Here is a 21,545-nt window from a genome sequence, read left to right as displayed (position 1 = left end):
CAGGCGTCCCGGAACCGCGACCGGCGGTCCGGAGGGCGGACCGTCGTGCGTGTCCAGCAAGATGGGACCCGGCACAGGAGGTGGAGGGTGATCGAGGTGGCGGGCGCGCTGCCCCCGGCGGATCGGCGGAGCGTCTTCGCCAACGCGCCGATGGGGATCGCGTTGACGACGCCCGGGGGGGCTGCTCCTCGACGTCAACCCGGCGCTCGCGGAGATGGCCGGTCGCTCGGCGGAGGAGCTCCACGGGCGTCCGGTGATGGACCTCGTGCACCCGGACTGGGTCCTCGCCGCGCAGGAGGCGTACGCCACCCTGACGGCCCACCCCGAGCGCCCGATGCGGCACGAGACCCGGCTGCGGCGCGCGGACGGCACCGACCTCCCCGTCCAGATCACCGCCTCGTGGGTGGCCGAGAGCGCGGAGGGGCTGGCCGCGCACCTCGTCCTGATCGTCGAGGACATCACCGAGCGCAAGGCGCTCGAGGCGCAGCTGGTGCACCGCTCGCTGCACGACCCGCTCACCGGGCTGCCCAACCGGCTGCTGTTCCACGACCGGCTGCGGCACGCGCTCGACCGGGGCCGGCGCGAGGCCACCCCCACGTGCGTGCTGATCATCGACCTGGACGGCTTCAAGGCGATCAACGACGAGCTGGGCCACCCCATGGGCGACCTGGTGCTCGTCTCCTTCGCCGACCGGCTGCGCTCGGTGCTGCGGGCCAGCGACACCGCGGCCCGGCTGGGCGGGGACGAGTTCAGCATCGTCTGCGAGAACACCGAGCGGGCCGACGCCCAGGCCCTGGCCGACCGGCTGCGCACGACGGTCACCGAGCCGCTGGAGCTCGGCGGCACCCGGGTGCCCGTCGGCATCAGCATCGGCATCGGCACGGTGCAGGGCGGCGAGCAGCCCGAGGAGGTCTACGAGCGGGTCGTGCGGGCCGCCGACGACGACATGTACGCCGACAAGGCGCGCCGGCGCCGGGCCGGGCGCCGCTGACCCGGCGGGGTTCCCGGGAGACCGCCCGACCGAGAGGAACGGCCATGCCGCAGTACGTCGCAGCCATCGACCAGGGCACGACCAGCACCCGCTGCATGCTCTTCGACCACGACGGCGCGATCGTGTCGGTCGGCCAGAAGGAGCACGCGCAGATCTTCCCGCGGGCCGGGTGGGTGGAGCACGACCCGGTGGAGATCTGGCGGAACACCCGCGAGGTGGTCGGCCAGGCGATCGCCCGCAGCGACGCCGGCACCTCGGACATCGTCGCGGTGGGCATCACCAACCAGCGGGAGACCGCCGTCGTCTGGGACCGCGCGACGGGGGAGCCGGTCCACAACGCCATCGTCTGGCAGGACACCCGGACCACGGCGATCATCGAGCAGCTCGGCGCGCTGGGCGGCGGGGCCGACCGGTACAAGGACCGGGTCGGGCTCCCGCTGGCCACCTACTTCGCCGGGCCGAAGGTGCGCTGGATCCTGGACAACGTCGAGGGCGCCCGCGAGCGGGCCGAGCGCGGTGAGCTGCTCATGGGCACCATCGACTCCTGGCTCATGTGGAACATGACCGGCGGGGTCGAGGGCGGGCAGCACCTGACCGACGTCTCCAACGCGTCGCGCACCATGCTCATGGACTACCGGACGCTCACCTGGGACGAGGCGATCGCCGAGGAGATGGGCATCCCGGTGGCCATGCTGCCGGAGATCCGGTCCAACTCCGAGGAGTACGGCCGGGGCCGCCGGTCCGGCTTCCTCGCCGGGGTGCCGATCGCCGGGTCCCTCGGTGACCAGCAGGCCGCGACGTTCGGCCAGGTCTGCTTCGAGCGCGGGATGGCCAAGAACACCTACGGCACCGGCAACTTCATGCTGCTGAACACCGGCGAGGAGGCCGTCCCCTCGGAGAACGGCCTGCTCACGACGCTGTGCTACCAGCTCGGCGACGGCAGGCCGGTGTACGCCCTCGAGGGCTCGATCGCCGTCACCGGCTCGCTGGTGCAGTGGGTGCGGGACAACCTCGGCCTGATCGGCAGCGCGCCGGAGATCGAGGAGCTGGCCCGCTCGGTCGAGGACAACGGCGGCTCCTACATCGTGCCGGCCTTCTCCGGGCTGTTCGCCCCGCACTGGCGGTCGGACGCCCGCGGCGCCGTCGTCGGGCTCACCCGGTACGTGAACAAGGGGCACCTCGCCCGGGCGGTGCTCGAGGCGACCGCCTACCAGACCCGCGAGGTGCTCGACGCGATGAACGCCGACTCCGGCGTCGACCTGACCGAGCTCCGGGTGGACGGCGGGATGGTCGGCAACGAGCTGCTCATGCAGTTCCAGGCCGACCTGCTCGACGTCCCGGTCATCCGGCCGAGGGTCGCCGAGACGACGGCGCTGGGCGCCGCCTACGCCGCCGGGCTCGCCGTGGGCTTCTGGTCCGGGCTCGACGAGCTGACCGACCGGTGGGCCGAGGACAAGCGCTGGGAACCGCGGATGGCGGCCGGGGAGCGCGAGCGCTACTACCGCAACTGGCAGAAGGCGGTCACCAAGTCGCTGGACTGGGTCGACGACGACGTCAGCTGATCGCGTGACGCGGGGCGGCCCGGATGGGTCGCCGCGGCGTCAGCCTCCGAGCGCGGTGGCGACGACGGCGCGGGCCTCCTCCTGCACCTGCGCGAGGTGGTCGGGGCCGCGGAAGGACTCCGCGTAGATCTTGTAGACGTCCTCGGTGCCCGAGGGGCGGGCGGCGAACCAGGCGTTCTCGGTGGTCACCTTGAGGCCGCCGATCGGGGCGTCGTTGCCGGGCGCGCGGGTGAGCTTGGCGGTGATCGGCTCGCCGGCCAGCTCGGTGGCGGAGACGTCCTCGGGGGAGAGCCTGCCCAGCGCCGCCTTCTCCGCCCGCGTCGCCGGGGCGTCGATCCGGGCGTACGCGGACTCGCCGAAGTGGTCGGTCAGCTGCTTGTGCAGCTTCGAGGGGGACCGGCCGGTGACGGCCTGGATCTCCGCGGCCAGCAGCGCGAGCAGGATGCCGTCCTTGTCCGTCGTCCAGACGCCGCCGTCACGGCGCAGGAAGGAGGCGCCCGCGGACTCCTCGCCCCCGAAGGCGACCGACCCGTCGAGCAGGCCCGGGACGAACCACTTGAAGCCGACCGGCACCTCGACCAGCCGGCGGTCCAGGTCGGCCACCACGCGGTCGATCAGCGAGCTGGACACCAGGGTCTTGCCGACGGCGACCTCCTTGGCCCAGCCCGGGCGGTGGCTGAGCAGGTAGGCGATCGCGACGGCGAGGAAGTGGTTGGGGTTCATCAGCCCCCCGTCGGGTGTGACGACGCCGTGCCGGTCGGCGTCGGCGTCGTTGCCGGTGGCGATCTGGAACTCGTGCCGGCGGTCGACCAGCGAGGCCATCGCGTGCGGGGACGAGCAGTCCATCCGGATCTTGCCGTCCCAGTCCAGCGTCATGAACCGCCAGGTGGGGTCGACCAGCGGGTTGACCACGGTGAGGTCGAGGCGGTGCCGCTCGGCGATCGCCGCCCAGTAGTCCACGCTGGCGCCACCGAGCGGGTCGGCGCCGATGCGGACGCCCGCCTCGCGGATCGCGTCGAGGTCCACCACCTCGGGGAGGTCGTCGACGTAGGTGCCCAGGAAGTCGTAGGGCTGCGCGGCGGCGCGCCCCTGCTCCACCGGCACCCGGCGGACGCCGCTGAGCCCCGCGCGCAGCAGGTCGTTGGCCCGCCCGGCGATCCAGCCCGTGGCGTCGGTGTCGGCCGGCCCGCCGCTGGGCGGGTTGTACTTGAAGCCGCCGTCGCGCGGCGGGTTGTGCGACGGCGTCACCACGATGCCGTCGGCCAGCCCGGACTGCTTGCCCCGGTTGGCCCGCAGGATCGCGTGGCTGATCGCCGGCGTCGGGGTGTAGCGGCCGCCGGCGTCGACCAGCACGGTGACGTCGTTGGCGGCCAGCACCTCGAGCGCCGTCGCCCAGGCCGGCTCGGAGAGCGCGTGCGTGTCCCGGCCCAGGAAGAGCGGCCCGTCGAAGCCCTGCTCGGCCCGGTACTCGCAGATCGCCTGCGTGGTCGCGAGGATGTGCGCCTCGTTGAACGCCGCGTCGAACGACGACCCGCGGTGGCCGGAGGTGCCGAACACCACCTGCTGGGCGGGCTCGGCCGGATCGGGCTCGATGGTGTAGTAAGCGCTGACCAGCGACGCCACGTCGATCAGGTCGGCGGGCTGGGCGGGCTGTCCGGCGCGGGCGTCGCTCATGCCGACGATCTTGGCGTCCGCGCCGGTCCCGCGCGAGCTCAGCCGCCCCGGCGGGGCTCACCCCGGTAGGTGCCGAACTGCCAGAGGTTGCCCTCGGGGTCGCGGGCGGCGAAGTCCCGGGAGCCGTGGTCGGTGTCGTACGGCGGATGGACGATCTCGGCTCCGGCGGCGACCGCGCGGGCGTGCACGGCGTCCGGATCGGCGGTGACGACGTAGCAGCCGGTGGACTCCACCGGCCACTGCCCGCCGTCGTCACGCACCGAGCCGAGCATGACGCCGCCGCCCTCGGGCCAGTCGAGCTGGGCGTGGTCCACCCGCTCGCCCTCGCCGTAGGTGACGGTCTCCTCGAATCCGAAGGCGTCGACGAGGAAGCGGATGAGCCCGCGGGCGTCGCGGGCACGGAAGGCGGGCCACACCTGCGGCGGCGGGGGCTGGCCCGCGCCGGGTGCCTCTGCGGTGGTCGTGGGGTTCGTCATGCCCCCGACAGTGCCGAGTCCAGGACGGAGGTGTCTTGCACGTATCCGAACTCCGCGGCCAGCCAGCGGGTGGGTGCCAGGCCGGCGAACGCGGTCCACTCCCGGGTCAGGTGCGCCTGGTCGCTGAAGCCGGTGGTGACGGCGAGCGCGGCGAGGTCGGGTGGGAGGCCGCGGACGGCGCGGCCGGCCAGGGCGCGCCGGGCCCGGTCGAACCGCACGACGCGGGCCGCCTCCTTGGGGCCCAGCCCGGTCTCGGCGCGGAACCGCCGCTCGAGGTACCGGGTGGACCAGCCGACGCGGGCGGCCACCTCGGCGACGCGCAACCGGCCGCCGCCCGCCGTCGTCAGCCGCCAGGCCTCGGCCACCTCCGCCGGGACGGCGCCGTCGTCCTCGCGCAGCCGGTGCAGCAGCGCCCGGTCGAGCGCGGCGAACCGGGCCGGCCAGCCGTCGGCGGCACGGACCCGCGCGAGGAGCTCCGCGCCCGGCGGGCCGAGCAGGTCGGCCAGCCCGACGTCCGCCGAGGCCAGCTCACCGGCGGGCAGGCCCAGCAGGGCGCGGGCGCCCAGGGGTGTGAGGGAGAGCTGGATGCCGGCCTGCCGGCCGGGGTGGACGATCCGCGCCGGCCGGGTGTGCAGCCCCCCGACCAGGGCGTCGAACCGGCCGGGGGGCTGCGCCGGGTCGGGGTGGGCGGCCATCTCCAGCGGGTCGTCGAGGGTGAGGACGACGGTCAGCCAGGGGGAGGGGAGGCCCAGGTGCTCACCGGGCGGGAAGCCCTCGTGCCGGTAGCCGAGCGCGGCCGAGACGTGCGGGCGCAGCGCCGGGTGCGGGCGGTGCACCACCGACTCCTGCCGCACCCGGCCAGGATGGCAGCGGCGCGGTCCGGGCTCCAGACGTGCGGCGCTCCGGAACCACCCGCCCGTCGCCCCGACCGTGTCCGACACCGTCGGCGGCGCCCCTCTGCGGGTCAGCGGGCGTGCTGCCCGACGGGGTGGGCGTCCGGCGGCGGGGTGCCGTAGGGGGCCGGGTCTCTCGGCGGTGCGGCTTCGGCCGTCAGCGCAGCGCTCTCGATGCGGTCCCAGCGGAACCAGCGGGGCGCGTCCCGCTCGCGGCACCAGGCGACGAGGTACCAGCGGTCGCCGGTGCGGGCGATCAGGTGCGGCTCGACCCGTCGGCGGGTCACCGTCCCGTGGCGGTCCTGGTAGCGCAGGGCGACCACGCGGCGCTGGGCCAGCGCCTCCTCGACCACGGCGGCGGCGCTCGGGCGGGCTGCGGACGAGCCCCGGACCCACACCCGACCGGCGAGCCGCTCGGCCTGGGAGCGGGCCGTCGGGCCCATCACGTCGAGCACCTTCCGCAGCGCCGCGCGGCCGTCGACGGCGAACGGCGCGTCCGGCGCCCCGGCCAGCGCCACGGCCACCGCGACCGCCTGGGCGGGGGTGAGGTTGACCGGCGGCAGGGTGGCCGCCGCGTCCAGCACGTACCCGCCACCGGGACCGGCCGTCGCCCAGATCGGCACACCGGCCTGCTGCAGCGCGGAGACGTCGCGCTTGACGGTCCGGACCGACACCTCCAGCCAGCCGGCGAGCCAACCCGCCGTGCGACCGCGGGGCCCGGCCCGGCGCAGCTCCTCGCTGAGCGCGTGCAACCGGTCGGTGCGGTTCACCCGGAGATCGTCGCAGAGACGGTGACAGGACGGTGTCACCGGGAGAGCCGCACAGTTCTGCCATGACGACGATCGCCCTGTTCCACTCAGCCCTCGGCGTCCGCGCCGGGATCAGCGAGGCCGCCGACCGCCTCCGCGCAGCCGGCCACCAGGTCTCGGTGGTCGACCAGTACGACGGGCTGGTCTTCGACGACTACGAGAAGGGCATCGCCTACACGGAACAGGTCGGCTTCCCTGCCCTCATGCAGGCCGCGCTGGACGGCGTCTCGGACCTGCCCGACGGCTTCGTCGCGGCCGGGTTCTCCAACGGCGCCGGTATGGCCGAGTACGTCGCCACCCGCCGCCGCTGTGCCGGGCTGCTGCTGCTCTCCGGCGCGCTGCCGCTGGAGCTGCTGGGCGTCGCGGACTGGCCGACGGACCTACCCGTGCAGATCCACTACAGCCTGGACGACCCCTTCCGTCGTCAGGAGTGGATCGACGCCGTGGCGGCGGACGCCACCCGTCGCGGCGGTCGGGTCGAGACGTTCGACTATGCGGGGACCGGCCACCTCTTCACCGACCCGAGCCTGCCCACCGAGTACGACCCAGGTGCCACCGAACTGCTCTGGCAGCGGGCGCTGACCTTCGTCCACGACCTCACCGGCTGACCGCGCCAGAGGTCCCGGGCTCGCCCCGTCCCGACGCCGGCCGCAGTGGCCGGCGTCGCGGCCGCGGTCCGCCGACGTCGCGATCGCCGTCCCGACCTGCGGTTTCTGTCGTACCCCACCCCTGCTGTCGGGGTGTCGGTCGAGGTCCTCGCGGGAGGGAGCGCACGTGTCCGAGCTGCGGTCGGCCCTCGACGAGCTGGCCGCGGTCGATCTGGGCGAGCTGTCGGATGACCTCCTGCTGGACCTCGTCGGTGAGCTGAGCACCACGGTCAACCGGGTCACCGCGGCGCTGACCACCGCGGTGCGGGCCGCCGATCGGCGGAAGGCCTACCGCCGCGACGGGGCGGTGTCCATGCAGGCGCGGCTGCGCGGCTCCTGCCGGATGGCGCCGGAGCTGGCCTCCGCGACGGTGTCCACCGGGCGTCGGCTTGAGCAGTTCCCGGAGACCGCGGCGGCGTTCGCCGCCGGGGCGATCAGCGCAGCGCACGCCCGGGTCATCACGAAGGCCATGACGCCCGGCCCGATCGCCAAGGCCGCCGAACTGGGCATCGACCTCGGTGAGACCGACGGCATCCTGGCCGACCTGGCCCGGGCCACCGCCCCGCACGACACCGCCCGCGGGGTGAAGGAGTGGGTCGCCGGGGTGGACCCCGACGGCACCCTGGACGACGCGGCCGACGTGCGCCGCCGGTCCACCCCGGCACCCGGGCTCGACGGGCGGGTGCACCTGCGCGGTGAGCTGGATGCCGTGGGCGGGGAGTACGTGCACACCGCCCTGGCCCCGCTGATGAACGGCGACCGCCCAGCCGGCGACACCCGCTCGCACGCCGAGCGGCAGGCCGACGCGCTGGTGGCGCTGGCCCGCGGGGCGCTGGACGGCGGATCGCTGCCGGCCGTGCGCGGGGAGCGGCCGAACGTGCGCGTCACGATCGACTGGTTCGCCCTCTGCGCCGCCCGCGGCGCCCCCGGTTTCTCCGGCGGCTCGCTGGGCTGGGCCGGCCCGATCAACCCCGAGACCGCCCGCCGGCTGGCCTGCGACGCCGGCGTCGCCCGCGTCATCACCGGCCCCGACGGGCTGCCGCTGGACGTCGGCCGGGCGCAGCGCACCACGTCGGCGGCGATCCGCCGGGCCATCGAGGTCCGCGACGCGCACTGCGCCTTCGCCGGGTGCGACGCCCCGCCGGAGTGGTGCGACGTCCACCACGTGGTGCACTGGGCGCACGGCGGGCCGACCAGCTGCGACAACGGCGCACTGCTCTGCGAACGGCACCACACCAGCTGCCACGAAGGCGGCTTCACCATCGCCCGGGACCCCGGCACCGGCCGGTGGCGCACCTACCGGCCCGACGGGACCGGGATCCGCAGCCGCGCCGGCCCCTGATCCACCGGCGGCGCCGCCGCCGTCCGCTACGCGCCGCGCGGGGCGTACATGATCACCGCGACGCCGACGAGGCAGATCAGCGCGCCGGCGACGTCGTACCGGTCGGGCCGGAACCCGTCGACGACCATGCCCCAGGCCAGCGACCCCGCGACGAAGACGCCGCCGTACGCGGCGAGGATCCGGCCGAAGTTCGCATCGGGCTGCAGCGTGGCCACGAAGCCGTACAGGCCCAGCGCGACCACCCCGGCGCCGATCCACGCCCAGCCGCGGTGCTCGCGGACCCCCTGCCAGACCAGCCAGGCGCCCCCGATCTCGGCCAGCGCCGCCAGGGCGAAGAGGAACAGCGAGCGGGTGACGCTCACCGCTCCACCGCGTCGAGGAAACGCCGCAGCGTCTCCAGGAAGACCTCGGGCTGCTCGGAGTGCACCCAGTGCCCCGCGTTCTTCACCTTCACCAGCCGCGTCGCGGGGAACAGCGCATCCATGTGCGGCCGGTCCTCGGGGAGCACGTAGTGGGAGTCGGCGCCGGCGATCCACAGCACCGGCCCGTCGAAGGTCGCGCCCGGCGGGGGCTCGGGGAAGCCGCGCAGCTCGCCGAGGTCCCGCTCGAGGAGCTCGAGGTTCAGCCGCCAGTGCCAACCGTCGCCCTCCTCCTGGCGGCTGAGGCTCTGCAGCAGGAAGCTGCGCACCATCCGGCTGGGGACGGCGGCGCGCAGGGCGGCGTCGGCGTCGGACCGGGACTCCAGCGCCTCCAGGTCGATCGCCCGCATCGCGGCGATGAAGGCGGCGAACGGGGAGGCCTCCTCGTCGGGGTCCTGCGTGCGGCCACCCGTCAGCGGGTACTCGACAGGGGCGATGTCGACGACGACGAGCGCCCGCAGCAGCTCGGGGCGGCGCAGCGCGAGCTGCATCGCGACCTTGCCGCCCATGGAGTGGCCGACCAGCGTGGCCGGCTCGCCGAAGGACTCGAGCTCCGCGGCGACCAGTTCGGCCATGTCCACGTAGTCGACCCGGTCGGTCCACGGGGAATGGCCGTGGTTGGGCAGGTCCAGCAGCGTCACGCGGTGGTCGTCGGCCAGGCCCTTCGCAATCGTCGTCCAGTTCTTCCCCTGACCGAACAGGCCGTGCACGAAGACCACGGGCGGGCCGGCCTCACCCAGCGTCCGGGCGTGCAGGGCATCCTCGGCGTTCTCCGTCACCGGGCGATTCCACCAGAGGTCGCGGGGCCGCGCGGCCCCGCGTCAGTCCAGCACGACCTCGGTCTCGCCGGTGTCGCCGTCCAGCGTGATGTACCCGTTCTCGAAGTCGGCCCGGCTGCCGCCCTCCACCGAGTAGATCCCGCTCCTCGGGTAGCCCAGCGGCCCCCGTTCCCAGCCCGACTCGGCCCAGCGCGTGCGGATGTCGTCGTAGAGCTCGTGCGCCCCGGTCTCGGCGGTCCAGTAGATCGAGGCACCGCCCGGCCGGGAGAAGTGGTTGAAGCGGCCACGCCCGTCCGGGGTGCCCAGCTCACCGGTCACCGGGTAACCCAGCAGGCTCCGCTCCCAGCCCATCTCGGCCCACCGCGCCCGGATGGCCCCGTAGATGTCGTGGGCGCCGGTGTCCTCGGTCCAGTAGATCGAGCCGCCGCCCGGCCGGGAGAAGTGGTTGAACCGCCCCTCGCCGTCCGGGGTGCCCAGCTCACCGGTCACCGGGTAGCCCAGCGGCCCCCGCTCCCAGCCCATCTCGGCCCAGCGCGCCCGGATCGCCCCGTAGATCTCGTGCGTGCCGGTCGCCAGGGTCGAGTAGATCGAGGCACCGCCGGGCCGGGAGAAGTGGTTGTACCGCCCGTGCCCGTCCGGCGTCCCGAGCTCACCGGTCACCGGGTAGCCGAGCGGCCCCTGCTCCCAGCCCAGCTGGGCCCAGCGCTGCCAGATCTGGCCGTAGATCTCGTGCGCCCCGGTGGACGGCGTCCAGTAGATCGACCCGCCGTCGGGGCGGCTGTAGTGCTGGTACCGGCCCACCTGGTCGGGAGCCACGTGCTCCCAGGTCACCGGCAGCCCCAGCAGGCTGCCGCCCTGCCCCAGCTCGCGGTACCGGGCCTCGACCCCCGACCAGGTGACCGAGACCCCCATGCGCGACCCCGCGTCCTCCCGCTCGGCGATGACCGGCCACACGTTGGCCCGGCAGCCCTGCAGGGAGATCGACTGCTGCTGCATGACCCAGGCGGTGCGTCCGGCGGTCGGGCAGTCGGTGTGCGGGATGCCGATCCAGTGCCCGACCTCGTGCAGGATCACGTAGCGCTGGTACAGCTCCAGGCTGTGCGGCCAGGCGTCCGTGCCGAACCGCCAGCGGTCGTCGTTGATGTAGACCGAGCGCCCGACCCGGCAGCTCCACTGGGCGCTGCAGCCGGGTGCCGCGTTCCCGACCACCGTCGGCGACGCCAGGATCAGGTCGAAGTCGCTCCCCAAGTCCACCTGCTCGAACGCCAGGGTGCCGCCGAGGCTCCACCCGCGGGGATCGGTGAGGGCGTCCCGCGCGACGTCGGTGAAGTAGCCGAGGTCGCCGGCGACCGCCCCTTGCGTGGAGACCGTGTAGGTCACCGTCCGCTCGGCGGCGGAGGCGCCCGCAGGCTGCAGGACGACCGCCGCCACGGCGACGAGGGCGGCGAGGAGGAGGCGCAGGGTTCTGGTCATGGGGTCCTCCGGCGCGGGCAGCGCTGCCCGCGCGTCAGGTCCGGGCCGGTGGACGGCGGGGCCGAGCGCACCGGCTGCTGTCGCTGACCGGTCTACCGCACCGGGGCCGCCCGGTGGCATGTCGATCTCGTGACGATCGGCCGGCGGCGCGCCCGCCACCTGCCCGGGGCCGTCGTCCCCGGCCTCTACCGTGCCGGGGGATCGACGGGGGGATGCAGATGCCAGGACGGCGCCGGAGCGCGAGCAGCAGCACGCGCACCCGACGGACGACGGCGACGGCGACGACGCGGAAGGCGAGCCCGCGGAAGGCGACCGCGCGGAAGCCGGCAGCGCGGAAGGCCGCCCCGGAGCTGCCCACCGCCGGCCCCGGGGAGCGGGTGTGGGTGCTGGCCGTGCCCTTCCGCGCCCCCGCGCCGGGTGCCGTCTGGCACCCGGGGCTGCAGGCGCACGTGTGGGTGGGGGCGGCGCTGCCGCCCGAGCTCACGGCCTACGACCCGCCCGCCTACAGCCTGGAGCGCTTCCTCGAGGACGAGCTCAACGAGGAGCCGCGCCCGCTGCCGGTGAGCCCCGCGCTCGCGCCGCGCCCCCAGCAGGAGGCGGGCGCCGCGGTGGTCGCCGCGCACGCCGCCGCGGGCGGCCGCGTCTTCCTTCTCGGCGACGACCCCGGCGTCGGCAAGACCGGGACGGCGATCCTCGCGGTGCACGAGATCGCCGCGCAGCGGCCGGTGCGCACCGTGCTGGTCATCGCCGACCGGCCGGCCGCGATCACCATCCCGCACTGGGCGCGCTCGATCGCCGGCTTCGGCGACGGCGGCCTGCGCTGGTGCGTCACCACGTGGGACCGGCTGGGCAAGGTGGCGAAGCTGCGGTTCGACGTCGTCGTCGCCGACGAGGCGCACATGGTGCGGCACACGACGACGCAGCGGTGGAAGCACTGGAAGGCCGTCTCCGGCGCCGCCCGCGTCAAGGAGACCCCCTACGTGCTCGCCGCGACCGCGACCCCGGCGCACACGCCGCTGGAACTCCCCTACCTCGCGCCCGAGTTCGCCGCCCGGCACGGGGAGCCGATCAAGGAGTGGGCCGACCTCCCGAAGGCGCTCGAGCGGCACACGTTCCACGTGGAACGTGGCCGCTACGGCTGGCAGTGGACCGAGGACGCCGACCAGCGCCGCGCGGACCTGGCCCGCCTGCAGTCCTGGCTCGCCGACGCCGACCCGCCCGCCACGCTGCACCGCCCGGCCCCCTGGGGGCCGGTCTCGGTGACCGGGACCCCGGTGCTGCTCACCCCGGCCGAGCGGGCGCAGTACGAGGCCGAGTGGTCGGAGTTCCGCGCCGAGATGCAACTGGCCCGCCGCGGCCGGCAGACCGCCCGCGGCCGGGCGGCGCTGCTGCGGTTCCGCCAGAAGGCCGGGCTCATCCGCGTCCAGGCCACCGTCGACTGGGTCAAGGCGCAGGTGGAGGCCGAGCGCCAGGTGGCGGTGTCGGTCGAGTTCGTGGAGACGGCGGCCGACCCGATCCGCGAGGCGCTGCTCGACGCCGGCATCCCGGTGGCGTCCATCTACGGCCGCGACCGGTTCGACGTCGAGGCCGAGCGGCTGCGGTTCCAGCGCGGGGAGGCCGCGGTCTGCGTCTTCACCGTCACCGCCTCGATCAGCCTGCACGCCGGTGAGCTGCTGCCCGGCGGGTCCACGGCATCTGAGGTGCCGCGGGTGGGGCTGTTCCACCAGCCGCGCTTCTCCGGCATCCAGGCGCGGCAGGTCACCGGGCGGACCCATCGCGACGGTCGCTCCTCGCCGTGGCGGGTGGCGTTCGCGGCCGACACGGTGGAGGAGCAGGTCGCGCGGGTGATGGTGGAGCGGCTGGCGGTCAGCGGCTCCACGGCCGGGGCGGACACCTCCTCGCTGCAGGAGATCGCCGAACTCCTCGACGCCGACTGGCTCCCCACCGCCGCCCTGACCGAGGGCTGAGCGGGGTCAGCGACGGCGGAGGGCCTGGCCGTCCGGCAGCGTGCGCCCGGCCAGCAGCGCGACGAGCCGGCCGGTGCCTGCCCGGACGACCGCGCCGTCGCCCCAGGCCCGCGCCGCATCGGTCGCCTCGAACCGCGCACCGGACAGGTCGACGCCGAAGAGCGAGCCGTCCGCGGCGGCGAGCTGGTCGAGGACGGCGAGCGCCGCGCCGGCCGGCGCGACCGGCGGCCGGTCGAGGGCCAGCGTCACGTCGAGCGAGTGGACGACGGCGTGCGTCAGCGCCCCCGGGGCGCCCCCGCCCGGCGGCTGCCACCGGTGCAGGACCGGGGAGCGCAGCGCGGCCAGGAGCTCGGCGGCCGGGAGGGCGGCGTCCCGGGCCGCCACCGTGTCGGAGAGACGGCCGAAGTCGCCACCCGCGGCGGCCATCTCCGCGCCGAACCGCTCCGGCGTCAGCCGCACCGGCATGGTCACGTGCGCCACCACGTGCCGGACCCGCCAGCCCGCGCAGAGCGACGGTCCGTCCCAGGCGCCCGGGTCGGCGGCCAGCAGGTCGGCGAGGCCGCCGTAGGTCGTCGCCACCCACCGCTCGACGTCGCGACCGCCCGCGCCGTCCCCGTTCCCGGTCATCCGCATCCCCTCTCATCGGCCGGTCGCCGCTCCGGGGACGACCGGCCCTCGTGCACACGACCGCGGGGGGCGCGGGAACTCATCGCTCCCGGTCGCCGCCCGTCACGGCACGAGCACCGCCCGGCCCACGACGCGGCCGGCCCGCAGGTCCTCCAGCACCCGAGGAGCGTCCGCGAGCGGGTGTTCCGTGACGGTGGTGCGGAGCCGGCCCCGTGCGGCCAGGTCGAGGGCCGCCACCAGCTCGGAGCGCCGGTTGCCGACGGAGGTGAGGATCCGCTGCTCGGGGACGACGAGGGACAGCGGGTCGAGCCCGATCCGGTCGAAGCTGTAGCCGACGTAGACGAGCCTCCCCTGCTTCCCGAGCGATGCGAGCGCGTTCGCGCTGGTCTCGCGGGTGCCCACCAGCTCGACGACGACGTCGGCCCCCGCACCTCCGGTGGCGGCGCGGACAGCCGCGACCACGTCCTCGACGCCCGCGTCGACGGTCACCTCGGCGCCCAGCTCGCGGGCCAGCGCGAGGCGGTCTGCGTTGCGGGCGACGGCGATCGGCCGGGCACCTCTCTCGCGCAGCACCTGGACGAGCGCCAGGCCCACACCCCCGACGCCGTAGACGACGGCGGTGTCACCGGGCCGCACGCCGGCGACCTCGACGGCGTGCAGCGCGGTGGTCGCGCTGCAGCACAGCACCGCTGCCGTCGAGAGGTCGACCTCCGGCGGGACGGGCACCACGGCCGACGCCGGCACCACGACCTGCTCGGCGAAGCCGCCGTCGGTCGCGAAGGCGAGGAACCCCAGGGGTGCGTCGCAGAGGTGGTCGTCGCCGCTGCGGCACCACCGGCACCGGCCACAGGCGTGCAGGTAGTGCACCGCGACGCGGCCTCCCGCGGCGACGTCGGAGACGCCCTCGCCCACCTCTGCGACGACGCCCGCCACCTCGTGGCCCAGGGTGATCGGCGTCCGCGCCGGGGTCAGCAGCCCGTCGAGGAAGTGCAGCTCGGTCCCGCAGACACCGGCGGCCGCGACGTCGATCAGGACCTCGCCGGGCCCGGGCCGCAGCGGGTCGAGCTCCTCGACCCGCGGTGGACGGCCCACCTCGTGGAAACGCACGGCACGCATCGACAGCCTCCCTACGCCGGTATGACCCGGACAGGTTCGAACGGTCGGCGGCCGCTGCCGCCCTCTCAGCCCGCTCCGGCGGGCTCCCGCGGTACGGCCGGGGACGCTACCTCCTGCTAGGTTCGGCCCCGTACGTGGCACGGGGTGTCCCGCCCGGGACTGAGATCACACCCGCCGAACCTGCTCCAGTTCGCACTGGCGAAGGGATGTCACCGGCATGTCCGATGCTGTGGAAGTCGTCGACCTGCGCGCTGCCCGAGCGGCGCTGAGCGGGACCGCGCCGCTGGTGCACTGCCTGACCAACACGGTGGTGCAGACGCTCACCGCCAACGCCCTGCTCGCGGTCGGCGCGGCCCCGGCGATGGTCGACGCGCCCGAGGAGGCGGGGGACTTCGCCGCCGTCGCCTCCGCCGTCCTGGTCAACGTCGGCACCGTCAACGCGCGCACCGCCGAGGCGATGCGGCTGGCCGCCCGGTCGGCCGGGGCGGCGGGCACCCCGTGGGTGCTCGACCCGGTCGCCGTCGGCGGCCTCGGCTACCGGACGGCGCTGGCGGCCGAGCTGGTGGCGCTCGGCCCCGCCGTCGTCCGGGGCAACCCCTCGGAGGTCATGGCGCTGGCCGGGGCGGGCTCCGGCGGGCGCGGCGTGGACAGCACCGCGGGCGCCGAGGACGCCGCCTCCGCCGCCGCAGGGCTCGCCGGGCGGGCGGGCGGCGTGGTCGCGGTCAGCGGCGAGGTGGACCTGATCACCGACGGCGCACGCACCATCCGGGTGGGCGGGGGCTCACCGCTGCTGACCCGCACCACCGGCGCCGGGTGCGCGCTCGGGGCGCTGGTCGCCGCCTACGTCGCCGCGACCGGCGACCCCTTCACCGGTGCCGTGGCCGCGCACGCGCACGTCGCCCTCGCCGCCGAGCGGGCCGCGGCGGGCGCCGCCGGGCCGGGCACCTTCGCGGCGGCCTGGCTGGACGCGCTCGACGCCGTCGGCCCCGAGGACCTGGCGCGCGCGGACGTGCGGAGCGCCTGATGCGCCCGGCGTTCGACCCGACCCTCTACCTGGTCACCGACACGCAGCTGTGCCGGCCGCGACCGGTGGCCGACGTCGTCCGCGCCGCGGTCGCCGGTGGCGTCACCGCCGTCCAGGTGCGCGACAAGGACGCCCCCCGCCGAGAGCTGCTGTCGCTGACCCGCTCGGTGCAGGCCGCGCTCGCCGACCGGCCGGACGTGGCGGTGGTGGTGAACGACGCCCTCGACGTCGCCCTGCTCGCCGGCGCCTCGGGTGTGCACGTCGGCCAGGAGGACCTGCCGGTGACCGAGGTGCGGGCGGCGCTCGGGCCCGATCGGCTGGTCGGCCTCTCCGTGGAGAGCACCGAGGACCTCGCCGCCGCGCTCCGCCTGCCGGCGGGCACCGTCGACCTCGTCGGCCTCAGCCCGGTGTGGGCGACGCCGACCAAACCCGAGGCCGGTCCGGGGCTGGGCCTGGCCACCGTCCGGGAGCTGGCCGCCACCGCACGGGCCGCGGGGCTGACCACCGTGGCGATCGGCGGCATCGACGCGACCCGGGCGGCCGCGGCGGCGGCCACGGGCGTGCAGGGCGTCTGCGTGGTCTCGGCGATCTGCGCGGCACCCGATCCGCGGGCCGCGGCGGCGGCGCTGCGCGCCCAGCTCGCCCCGGTGGGCGCGCGATGACGCCGACCGCGCTCTCCGTGGCCGGCAGCGACCCCAGCGGCGGCGCCGGCATCCAGGCGGACCTGAAGACGTTCAGCGCCCTCGGCGCGTACGGGACGGCGGTGCTCACCGCCCTCACCGCGCAGAGCACCCGCGGTGTCGACGGCGTGCACCCGGTACCGGCGGAGTTCGTCACCCGGCAGCTGCACACCCTGCTCGACGACGTCGAGGTGCACGCCACCAAGCTCGGGATGCTGGGCAGCGCCGACGTGGTGCGCGCGGTGGCCGCGGTGCTGGCCGAGCGGCTCCCCGGCCCGGTCGTCTGCGACCCGGTGATGGTGGCGACCAGCGGCCACCGGCTGATCGACGACGACGCGGTGGCCGCGGTCCGCACCGAGCTGCTGCCGCTGGCCGACCTGATCACCCCCAACGTGCCGGAGGCCGCCGCGTTGCTGGACACCGAGCCGGCGCGCGACGTCGACGAGCTGCACGAGCAGGCGCGGGCGCTGCTGGCCCTGGGGCCGCGCGCGGTGCTCATCAAGGGTGGTCACCTGGGCGGCCCGGAGAGCGTCGACGTCCTCGCCAGCGCCGCCGGCACCACGGAGACCCGGCGGCCGCGCATCGACACGACGGCGACCCACGGCACCGGGTGCACGCTCTCCTCGGCGCTGGCCGCGCTCGCCGCCCGCGCCGGCGAGCCCCCGGACTGGGTGGTCCTGGTGGAACCGGCCCGCGACTACCTGCAGCGGGCGCTGGCCGGGGGCGCCGCGCTGCGGATCGGCGCCGGCCACGGCCCGGTGCACCACTTCGCCGGGATCTGGCCGGCGTGACCGGCTTCAGCGAGCGCGCCTGGGCGGCGACGGCTGACCTCCGCCGGGCGATCGACGAGCTGCCCTTCCTCGCCGAGCTGGCCGACGGCACCCTCGCCCCGGAGGTCTTCCGCCACTACCTGGAGCAGGACGCGGTCTACCTGGGCAGCTACGCCCGCGCGCTGGCGCTGCTGGCGGCCCGCGCGCCCGACGCGCAGGCCGCGGCCTTCTGGGCCGGTTCGGCGCAGACCTGCGGGGCGGTGGAGACCGAGCTGCACGCCGACCTGCTCGGCACCGACCTGCTCGGGGAGCCGGACGGTGCGCCGGTCGCGTCGCCGACCTGCCTCGCGTACACCTCCTACCTGGTGGCGACGGCGGCGACCGCGCCGTACCCGGTCGCCGCCGCGGCCGTCCTGCCCTGCTACTGGGTGTACGCCGACGTCGGCGCCCGCCTGGCCCCGGTGGCGCGGGCGGCACCTGACCACCCCTACCGACGGTGGGTCGCCACCTACGACGCCGCCCCGTTCCAGGAGGCCACGGTCACCGCCCGGCGGCTGGCCGACGCCGCGGCACGCTCCGCTCCCGGCCAGGAGCCGGCCATGCTGACCGCGTTCGCCGTCGCCACCCGGTACGAGCTCGAGTTCTGGCGCGCCGCCCACGCCCGGGAGGGCTGGGCCGTCCTGGTCTGAGCGGGGGCGGTTCCCGCCGGGCCCACGGTCCGGGCGATCATCGGTGGCATGAGGCGGGAGGCGAGCATCCTGCACCTGGACCTCGACGCCTTCTTCGCCGCGGTCGAGCAGCGGGACAAGCCCTCGCTGCGCGGCCGGCCGGTCGTCGTCGGCGGCGTGGGTGGCCGGGGTGTCGTCGCCACCGCGTCCTACGAGGCGCGGGCCTACGGGGCGCGGTCGGCGATGTCGACCGCGGAGGCCCGGCGGCGCTGCCCAGCGGGGACGGCGTTCCTCGGTGGCCGGTTCGCGGCCTACCGGCGCACCTCCGACGTCGTCATGGACCTGCTGCGCGAGCTGTCGCCGCTCGTGGAGCCCGTGTCCATCGACGAGGCCTACGTCGACCTCGCCGCCGGGGCCGGGCACGACCTCTCGGTTTCCGGTGTGACGGAACTGGCCGCCGGTCTCAAGGAGCGGATCGCGCGCGCCACCGGAGGGGTCACCGGCTCGGTGGGCATCGGCAGCTCGAAGCTCATGGCCAAGATCGGCTCCGACCTGCAGAAGCCGGACGGCCTCGTCGTCGTCGCCCCGGGTGGCGAGCTCGACCTCCTGCACCCGCTGCCGGTCACCCGGCTCGGCGGGGTCGGGCCGGCGACGGCGGAGCGGCTGCACCAGGTCGGCGTGCGGACGGTCGGGGACCTCGCCGCCAAGTCGCTACCCGACCTGATCGCGCTGGCCGGCCGGGCGCACGGCGCCGGGCTGCACGCCCTGGCCCGCGCCGAGGACGACCGCGCCGTCGTCCCCGACCGCGAGGTGAAATCCGTGTCGCACGAGGAGACCTTCGAGCGGGACCTCACCGACGTCGCCGTGCTGAACCGGGAGATCGACTCGATGGCGGCCAGGGTGGGGAGCCGGCTGCGCGCCGCCGCCTACTCCGGGCGCACGGTCACGCTGAAGCTGCGCCGCTACGACTTCACGACGATCACCCGCTCCCAGACGCTGCCGCAGCCGACGGACGACCCCCGGGTCATCGCGACCACGGCCCGCCGGTTGCTCGCCGAGGCCGGTACGGGCGGGGGGCTGCGCCTGCTCGGGGTCGGCGTCTCGGGGCTGTCGCTCTACGCGCAGGGTGACCTCTTCACCACGGACGAGGACGAGCCGGACGAGGCCGTCGCGCCCGAGCAGGAGGCAGCCGACGAGCCGCCGCTGCCGGTGGAGAAGCGCTGGTGGCCGGGGCAGGACGTGCGGCACGACGAGCACGGGGCCGGCTGGGTGTGGGGACGGGGGCTCGGCCGGGTGACCGTGCGCTTCGAGGGCCCGTTGACGCCGCCCGGCCCGGTGCGCACGCTGGCCGCCGACGACCCGGCGCTGCAGCCCGCCGACCCACCCGACTGGAGGCCCCCTGCATGACGACGACGGCGACGCGCTCCTGGTGGGGCTGGGGGACGACCGACCAGGCGCTGCCCGACGACGAGTGCGCCGCGCTCGCCGGGCTGCTCCCCGGGCTGCCCGCGCGCCCGCGGCCGGTCCCCGACGTCCGGGACCTCGAGCTCCCGCCGACGCGGATCAGCCCGCCACCGGCCCTGCCGGTGACCACCGACCCGGGAGCGCGCGCCGCCCGCGCGTTCGGCAAGGCCTACCGGGACGTCGTCCGGGCCCTGTCGGGGGACCTCGCGGGCGCCCCGGACGCCGTCGCCCGGCCCGCCACCGAGACCGAGGTCGTCGACCTCCTCGACTGGGCCGCCGCCTCGGACCTCGTCGTCGTGCCCGTGGGCGGCGGCAGCTCGGTGGTCGGCGGGGTGGAGTACCGCGGCGACCGGCCGTGGCTGGCGCTGGAGCTCACCGGGCTGGAGCGCGTCCTGGAGGTCGACCCGGTGAGCCGGGCCGCCCGGATCCAGGGCGGCGCGCTGGGCCCGGTGCTCGAGGCGCAGCTGCGCCCGCACGGGCTGACCCTGCGGCACTTCCCGCAGAGCTTCGAGTTCTCCACCCTGGGCGGCTGGCTGGCCACCCGGGCCGGCGGCCACTACGCGACCCTGCACACCCACGTCGACGACCTCGTCGAGTCGCTGCGGGTGGTCACGCCGGTGGGCGTCAGCGAGTCGTGGCGGCTGCCCGGATCGGGCGCCGGCCCCTCGCCCGACCGGCTCTTCCTCGGCTCGGAGGGCACGCTCGGGGTGATCACGGAGGCGTGGATGCGGCTCCAGGACCGGCCACGGTTCAAGGCCTCGGCGTCGGCCACGTTCCCCGACGGCGCCGCCGCGTTCGCCGCCGTCCGGGCCATCGCGCAGGCCGGCCTGCACCCGGCGAACTGCCGGCTGCTCGACCCGGGCGAGGCCGCGCTGGCCGGCGCATCGTCGGGGGAGTGGGTCCTCGTGCTGGGCGTGGAGTCCGCCGTGCACCCCGTGGCGGGCCGCCTGGACGAGCTGACCGAGCTGGCGCGGGCGCACGGGGGACGCGTCGCCGACCCGGCGGGCGGGGGAGACGCGGCCGCGGGCGCCTGGCGCAGCAGCTTCCTGCGCATGCCCTACGTCCGCGACGGGCTCGCCCGGATGAGCGCGCTCGTGGAGACCTTCGAGACCGCCTGCACCTGGGACCGGCTCGAGGAGCTCCACGCGACGGTGCGCGCCGAGGTGGGGGCCGCCGTCGAGCAGGTCACCGGCGCACCCGGCCTGCTCAACTGCCGGCTCACCCACGTCTACCCCGACGGCGCCGCGCCCTACTTCACCGTCCTCGCCGCCGGGCGGCCCGGCGCGGAGGTGGCGATGTGGGACGAGGTGAAGACGGCGGCCTCGGAGGTGCTGGGCCGCCTGGGCGCGACGATCACCCACCACCACGCGGTCGGCCGCGACCACCGCCCCGGGTACGACCGGCAGCGCCCGGAGCCGTTCGCGCTGGCACTGCGGGCGGCGAAGTCGGCCCTCGACCCGGCCGGCGTGCTCAACCCCGGCGTCCTGCTCGACGAGCTGCCCTCCGGTCGTTGAGCGCACCGGGCGGGCCGCCCTGTAGAACGGCTGCATGGCCGAACGCCCCGAACCCAGCGCCTGGACCCGCATGACGCAGGAGGACCCGTCCCACTCGGCGGCGTACGTGCAGCGGTTCCGCACGCTGGCGGAGCAGGGGATGGACCTGGTGGGCGAGGCCCGGCTGGTCGACGCGATGCTGCCGCGCGGCTCCCGGGTGCTGGACGCCGGCTGCGGGCCGGGCCGGGTGGGTGCCCACCTGCACGAGGTCGGCCACCGGGTGGTGGGTGTCGACGTCGACCCGGTGCTGATCGCCGCGGCCGAGCAGGACCACCCCGGGCCGCGGTGGCTGGTCGGCGACCTCGCCGAGCTGGACCTCCCGGCGCAGGGCATCGACGAGCCGTTCGACGCGATCGTCAGCGCCGGCAACGTGATGGCGTTCCTCGCGCCGTCGACCCGCGGCGCGGTGCTGCGCCGGCTGCGCGCCCACATCGCGGCGGACGGCCGGGCGGCCATCGGCTTCGGTGCCGGCCGCGGCTACGCCTTCGACGAGTTCCTGGACGACGCGCGGGCGGCCGGCTGGGCGCCGGACCTGCTGCTCTCGACCTGGGACCTCCGGCCGTTCACGCCTGATTCCGAGTTCCTGGTGGCGGTCCTCCGACCCGCCTGAA

Annotated in this window: 21 protein-coding genes and 2 riboswitches; of the genes, 12 read left to right on the top strand and 9 right to left on the bottom strand. The window is 75.8% G+C overall.

Going from position 1 to position 21,545, the window contains the following annotated elements; genetic code table 11:
• Nucleotides 1-214: 214 nt before the first annotated feature.
• Together E9549_RS10915 and glpK are read left to right on the top strand one after the other, a co-directional pair.
• Nucleotides 215-991 carry a sensor domain-containing diguanylate cyclase gene (locus E9549_RS10915; protein ID WP_236826560.1) on the top strand — a complete coding sequence of 259 codons (777 nt, stop codon included), beginning with the start codon at nucleotides 215-217 and terminating at the stop codon, nucleotides 989-991.
• Nucleotides 992-1,035: 44 nt separating this feature from the next.
• The gene (gene glpK, locus E9549_RS10910) at nucleotides 1,036-2,553 is read left to right on the top strand and encodes a glycerol kinase GlpK (RefSeq protein ID WP_236826559.1); all 1,518 of its coding nucleotides are present in this window, start codon (nucleotides 1,036-1,038) and stop codon (nucleotides 2,551-2,553) included.
• A gap of 39 nt (nucleotides 2,554-2,592) precedes the next feature.
• Here glpK and pgm read toward each other — a convergent pair whose 3' ends face one another.
• From pgm to E9549_RS10890, 4 genes are all read right to left on the bottom strand, one after another.
• Nucleotides 2,593-4,227 carry a phosphoglucomutase (alpha-D-glucose-1,6-bisphosphate-dependent) gene (gene pgm / locus E9549_RS10905; protein ID WP_236826558.1) on the bottom strand — a complete coding sequence of 545 codons (1,635 nt, stop codon included), beginning with the start codon at nucleotides 4,225-4,227 and terminating at the stop codon, nucleotides 2,593-2,595.
• Between the two features lie 38 nt (nucleotides 4,228-4,265).
• Nucleotides 4,266-4,703: a VOC family protein gene (locus E9549_RS10900; RefSeq protein WP_236826557.1), complete on the bottom strand. Its 438-nt coding sequence runs from the start codon at nucleotides 4,701-4,703 to the stop codon at nucleotides 4,266-4,268.
• Nucleotides 4,700-5,557: a helix-turn-helix domain-containing protein gene (locus tag E9549_RS10895; protein WP_236826556.1), complete on the bottom strand. Its 858-nt coding sequence runs from the start codon at nucleotides 5,555-5,557 to the stop codon at nucleotides 4,700-4,702. Before E9549_RS10895 ends, E9549_RS10900 begins: the two co-directional genes overlap by 4 nt.
• Nucleotides 5,558-5,667: 110 nt before the next feature.
• Complete coding sequence (locus E9549_RS10890; RefSeq protein ID WP_236826555.1) at nucleotides 5,668-6,366, bottom strand: YafY family protein; 699 nt, start codon at nucleotides 6,364-6,366, stop codon at nucleotides 5,668-5,670.
• Nucleotides 6,367-6,398: 32 nt separating this feature from the next.
• Here E9549_RS10890 and E9549_RS10885 point away from each other — a divergent pair, with 32 nt between their 5' ends.
• Both E9549_RS10885 and E9549_RS10880 read left to right on the top strand, forming a co-directional pair.
• Nucleotides 6,399-7,013 (top strand): dienelactone hydrolase family protein, encoded by a 615-nt coding sequence (locus tag E9549_RS10885; protein WP_308113119.1) that lies wholly within the window; start codon nucleotides 6,399-6,401, stop codon nucleotides 7,011-7,013.
• A gap of 166 nt (nucleotides 7,014-7,179) precedes the next feature.
• Complete coding sequence (locus tag E9549_RS10880) at nucleotides 7,180-8,394, top strand: HNH endonuclease signature motif containing protein (protein ID WP_236826553.1); 1,215 nt, start codon at nucleotides 7,180-7,182, stop codon at nucleotides 8,392-8,394.
• Nucleotides 8,395-8,420: 26 nt separating this feature from the next.
• On the opposite strand, the gene E9549_RS10875 is transcribed toward E9549_RS10880, so the two are convergent.
• Genes E9549_RS10875 through E9549_RS10865 form a run of 3 tightly spaced genes read right to left on the bottom strand, consistent with a single transcriptional unit; the run spans nucleotide 8,421 to nucleotide 11,065 of the window.
• Entirely contained in the window at nucleotides 8,421-8,756 is a 336-nt protein-coding gene (locus tag E9549_RS10875) for a YnfA family protein (protein WP_236826552.1), read from the bottom strand.
• Nucleotides 8,753-9,592, bottom strand: coding sequence for an alpha/beta fold hydrolase (locus tag E9549_RS10870; protein ID WP_236826551.1), 840 nt, complete (start codon nucleotides 9,590-9,592; stop codon nucleotides 8,753-8,755). The genes E9549_RS10875 and E9549_RS10870 overlap by 4 nt, the downstream gene beginning before the upstream one ends.
• A 42-nt stretch (nucleotides 9,593-9,634) precedes the next feature.
• Nucleotides 9,635-11,065 carry a DUF3152 domain-containing protein gene (locus tag E9549_RS10865; protein ID WP_236826550.1) on the bottom strand — a complete coding sequence of 477 codons (1,431 nt, stop codon included), beginning with the start codon at nucleotides 11,063-11,065 and terminating at the stop codon, nucleotides 9,635-9,637.
• 212 nt (nucleotides 11,066-11,277) lie between these two features.
• Here E9549_RS10865 and E9549_RS10860 point away from each other — a divergent pair, with 212 nt between their 5' ends.
• Nucleotides 11,278-13,032: a DEAD/DEAH box helicase gene (locus E9549_RS10860; RefSeq protein ID WP_236826549.1), complete on the top strand. Its 1,755-nt coding sequence runs from the start codon at nucleotides 11,278-11,280 to the stop codon at nucleotides 13,030-13,032.
• 6 nt (nucleotides 13,033-13,038) lie between these two features.
• On the opposite strand, the gene E9549_RS10855 is transcribed toward E9549_RS10860, so the two are convergent.
• Nucleotides 13,039-13,659, bottom strand: coding sequence for a maleylpyruvate isomerase family mycothiol-dependent enzyme (locus tag E9549_RS10855; RefSeq protein WP_236826548.1), 621 nt, complete (start codon nucleotides 13,657-13,659; stop codon nucleotides 13,039-13,041).
• Between the two features lie 102 nt (nucleotides 13,660-13,761).
• Nucleotides 13,762-14,775 carry an alcohol dehydrogenase catalytic domain-containing protein gene (locus tag E9549_RS10850; protein ID WP_236826547.1) on the bottom strand — a complete coding sequence of 338 codons (1,014 nt, stop codon included), beginning with the start codon at nucleotides 14,773-14,775 and terminating at the stop codon, nucleotides 13,762-13,764.
• Nucleotides 14,770-14,872: riboswitch (TPP riboswitch) on the bottom strand. (Overlaps the previous gene by 6 nt.)
• A gap of 33 nt (nucleotides 14,873-14,905) precedes the next feature.
• Nucleotides 14,906-14,999, top strand: a riboswitch (TPP riboswitch).
• On the opposite strand from E9549_RS10850, the gene thiM reads away from it, so the two are divergent.
• The 7 genes from thiM (at nucleotide 14,993) to E9549_RS10815 (ending at nucleotide 21,544) form a co-directional block, all read left to right on the top strand.
• Complete coding sequence (gene thiM, locus E9549_RS10845; protein ID WP_236826546.1) at nucleotides 14,993-15,799, top strand: hydroxyethylthiazole kinase; 807 nt, start codon at nucleotides 14,993-14,995, stop codon at nucleotides 15,797-15,799. (Overlaps the previous riboswitch by 7 nt.)
• Nucleotides 15,799-16,461, top strand: coding sequence for a thiamine phosphate synthase (gene thiE / locus E9549_RS10840; protein ID WP_236826545.1), 663 nt, complete (start codon nucleotides 15,799-15,801; stop codon nucleotides 16,459-16,461). The genes thiM and thiE overlap by 1 nt, the downstream gene beginning before the upstream one ends.
• Nucleotides 16,458-17,270 (top strand): bifunctional hydroxymethylpyrimidine kinase/phosphomethylpyrimidine kinase, encoded by an 813-nt coding sequence (gene thiD, locus E9549_RS10835; protein WP_236826544.1) that lies wholly within the window; start codon nucleotides 16,458-16,460, stop codon nucleotides 17,268-17,270. Before thiE ends, thiD begins: the two co-directional genes overlap by 4 nt.
• Complete coding sequence (locus E9549_RS10830) at nucleotides 17,267-17,938, top strand: TenA family protein (RefSeq protein ID WP_236826543.1); 672 nt, start codon at nucleotides 17,267-17,269, stop codon at nucleotides 17,936-17,938. Before thiD ends, E9549_RS10830 begins: the two co-directional genes overlap by 4 nt.
• A gap of 48 nt (nucleotides 17,939-17,986) precedes the next feature.
• The gene (locus tag E9549_RS10825; RefSeq protein WP_236826542.1) at nucleotides 17,987-19,324 is read left to right on the top strand and encodes a DNA polymerase IV; all 1,338 of its coding nucleotides are present in this window, start codon (nucleotides 17,987-17,989) and stop codon (nucleotides 19,322-19,324) included.
• A complete protein-coding gene (locus E9549_RS10820; protein WP_236826541.1) occupies nucleotides 19,321-20,895 on the top strand; it encodes an FAD-binding oxidoreductase in 1,575 nt (524 codons plus the stop codon). The genes E9549_RS10825 and E9549_RS10820 overlap by 4 nt, the downstream gene beginning before the upstream one ends.
• A 34-nt stretch (nucleotides 20,896-20,929) precedes the next feature.
• Nucleotides 20,930-21,544, top strand: a complete 615-nt coding sequence (locus E9549_RS10815; RefSeq protein WP_236826540.1) for a bifunctional 2-polyprenyl-6-hydroxyphenol methylase/3-demethylubiquinol 3-O-methyltransferase UbiG — start codon at nucleotides 20,930-20,932, stop codon at nucleotides 21,542-21,544.
• Nucleotide 21,545 lies beyond the last annotated feature (1 nt).

The organism is Blastococcus sp. MG754426 (assembly GCF_021699055.1).
Classification (GTDB): domain Bacteria; phylum Actinomycetota; class Actinomycetes; order Mycobacteriales; family Geodermatophilaceae; genus Blastococcus.
Note: the sequence above shows the minus strand (reverse complement) of the source record. Positions and strands in the feature narration are given on the sequence as shown.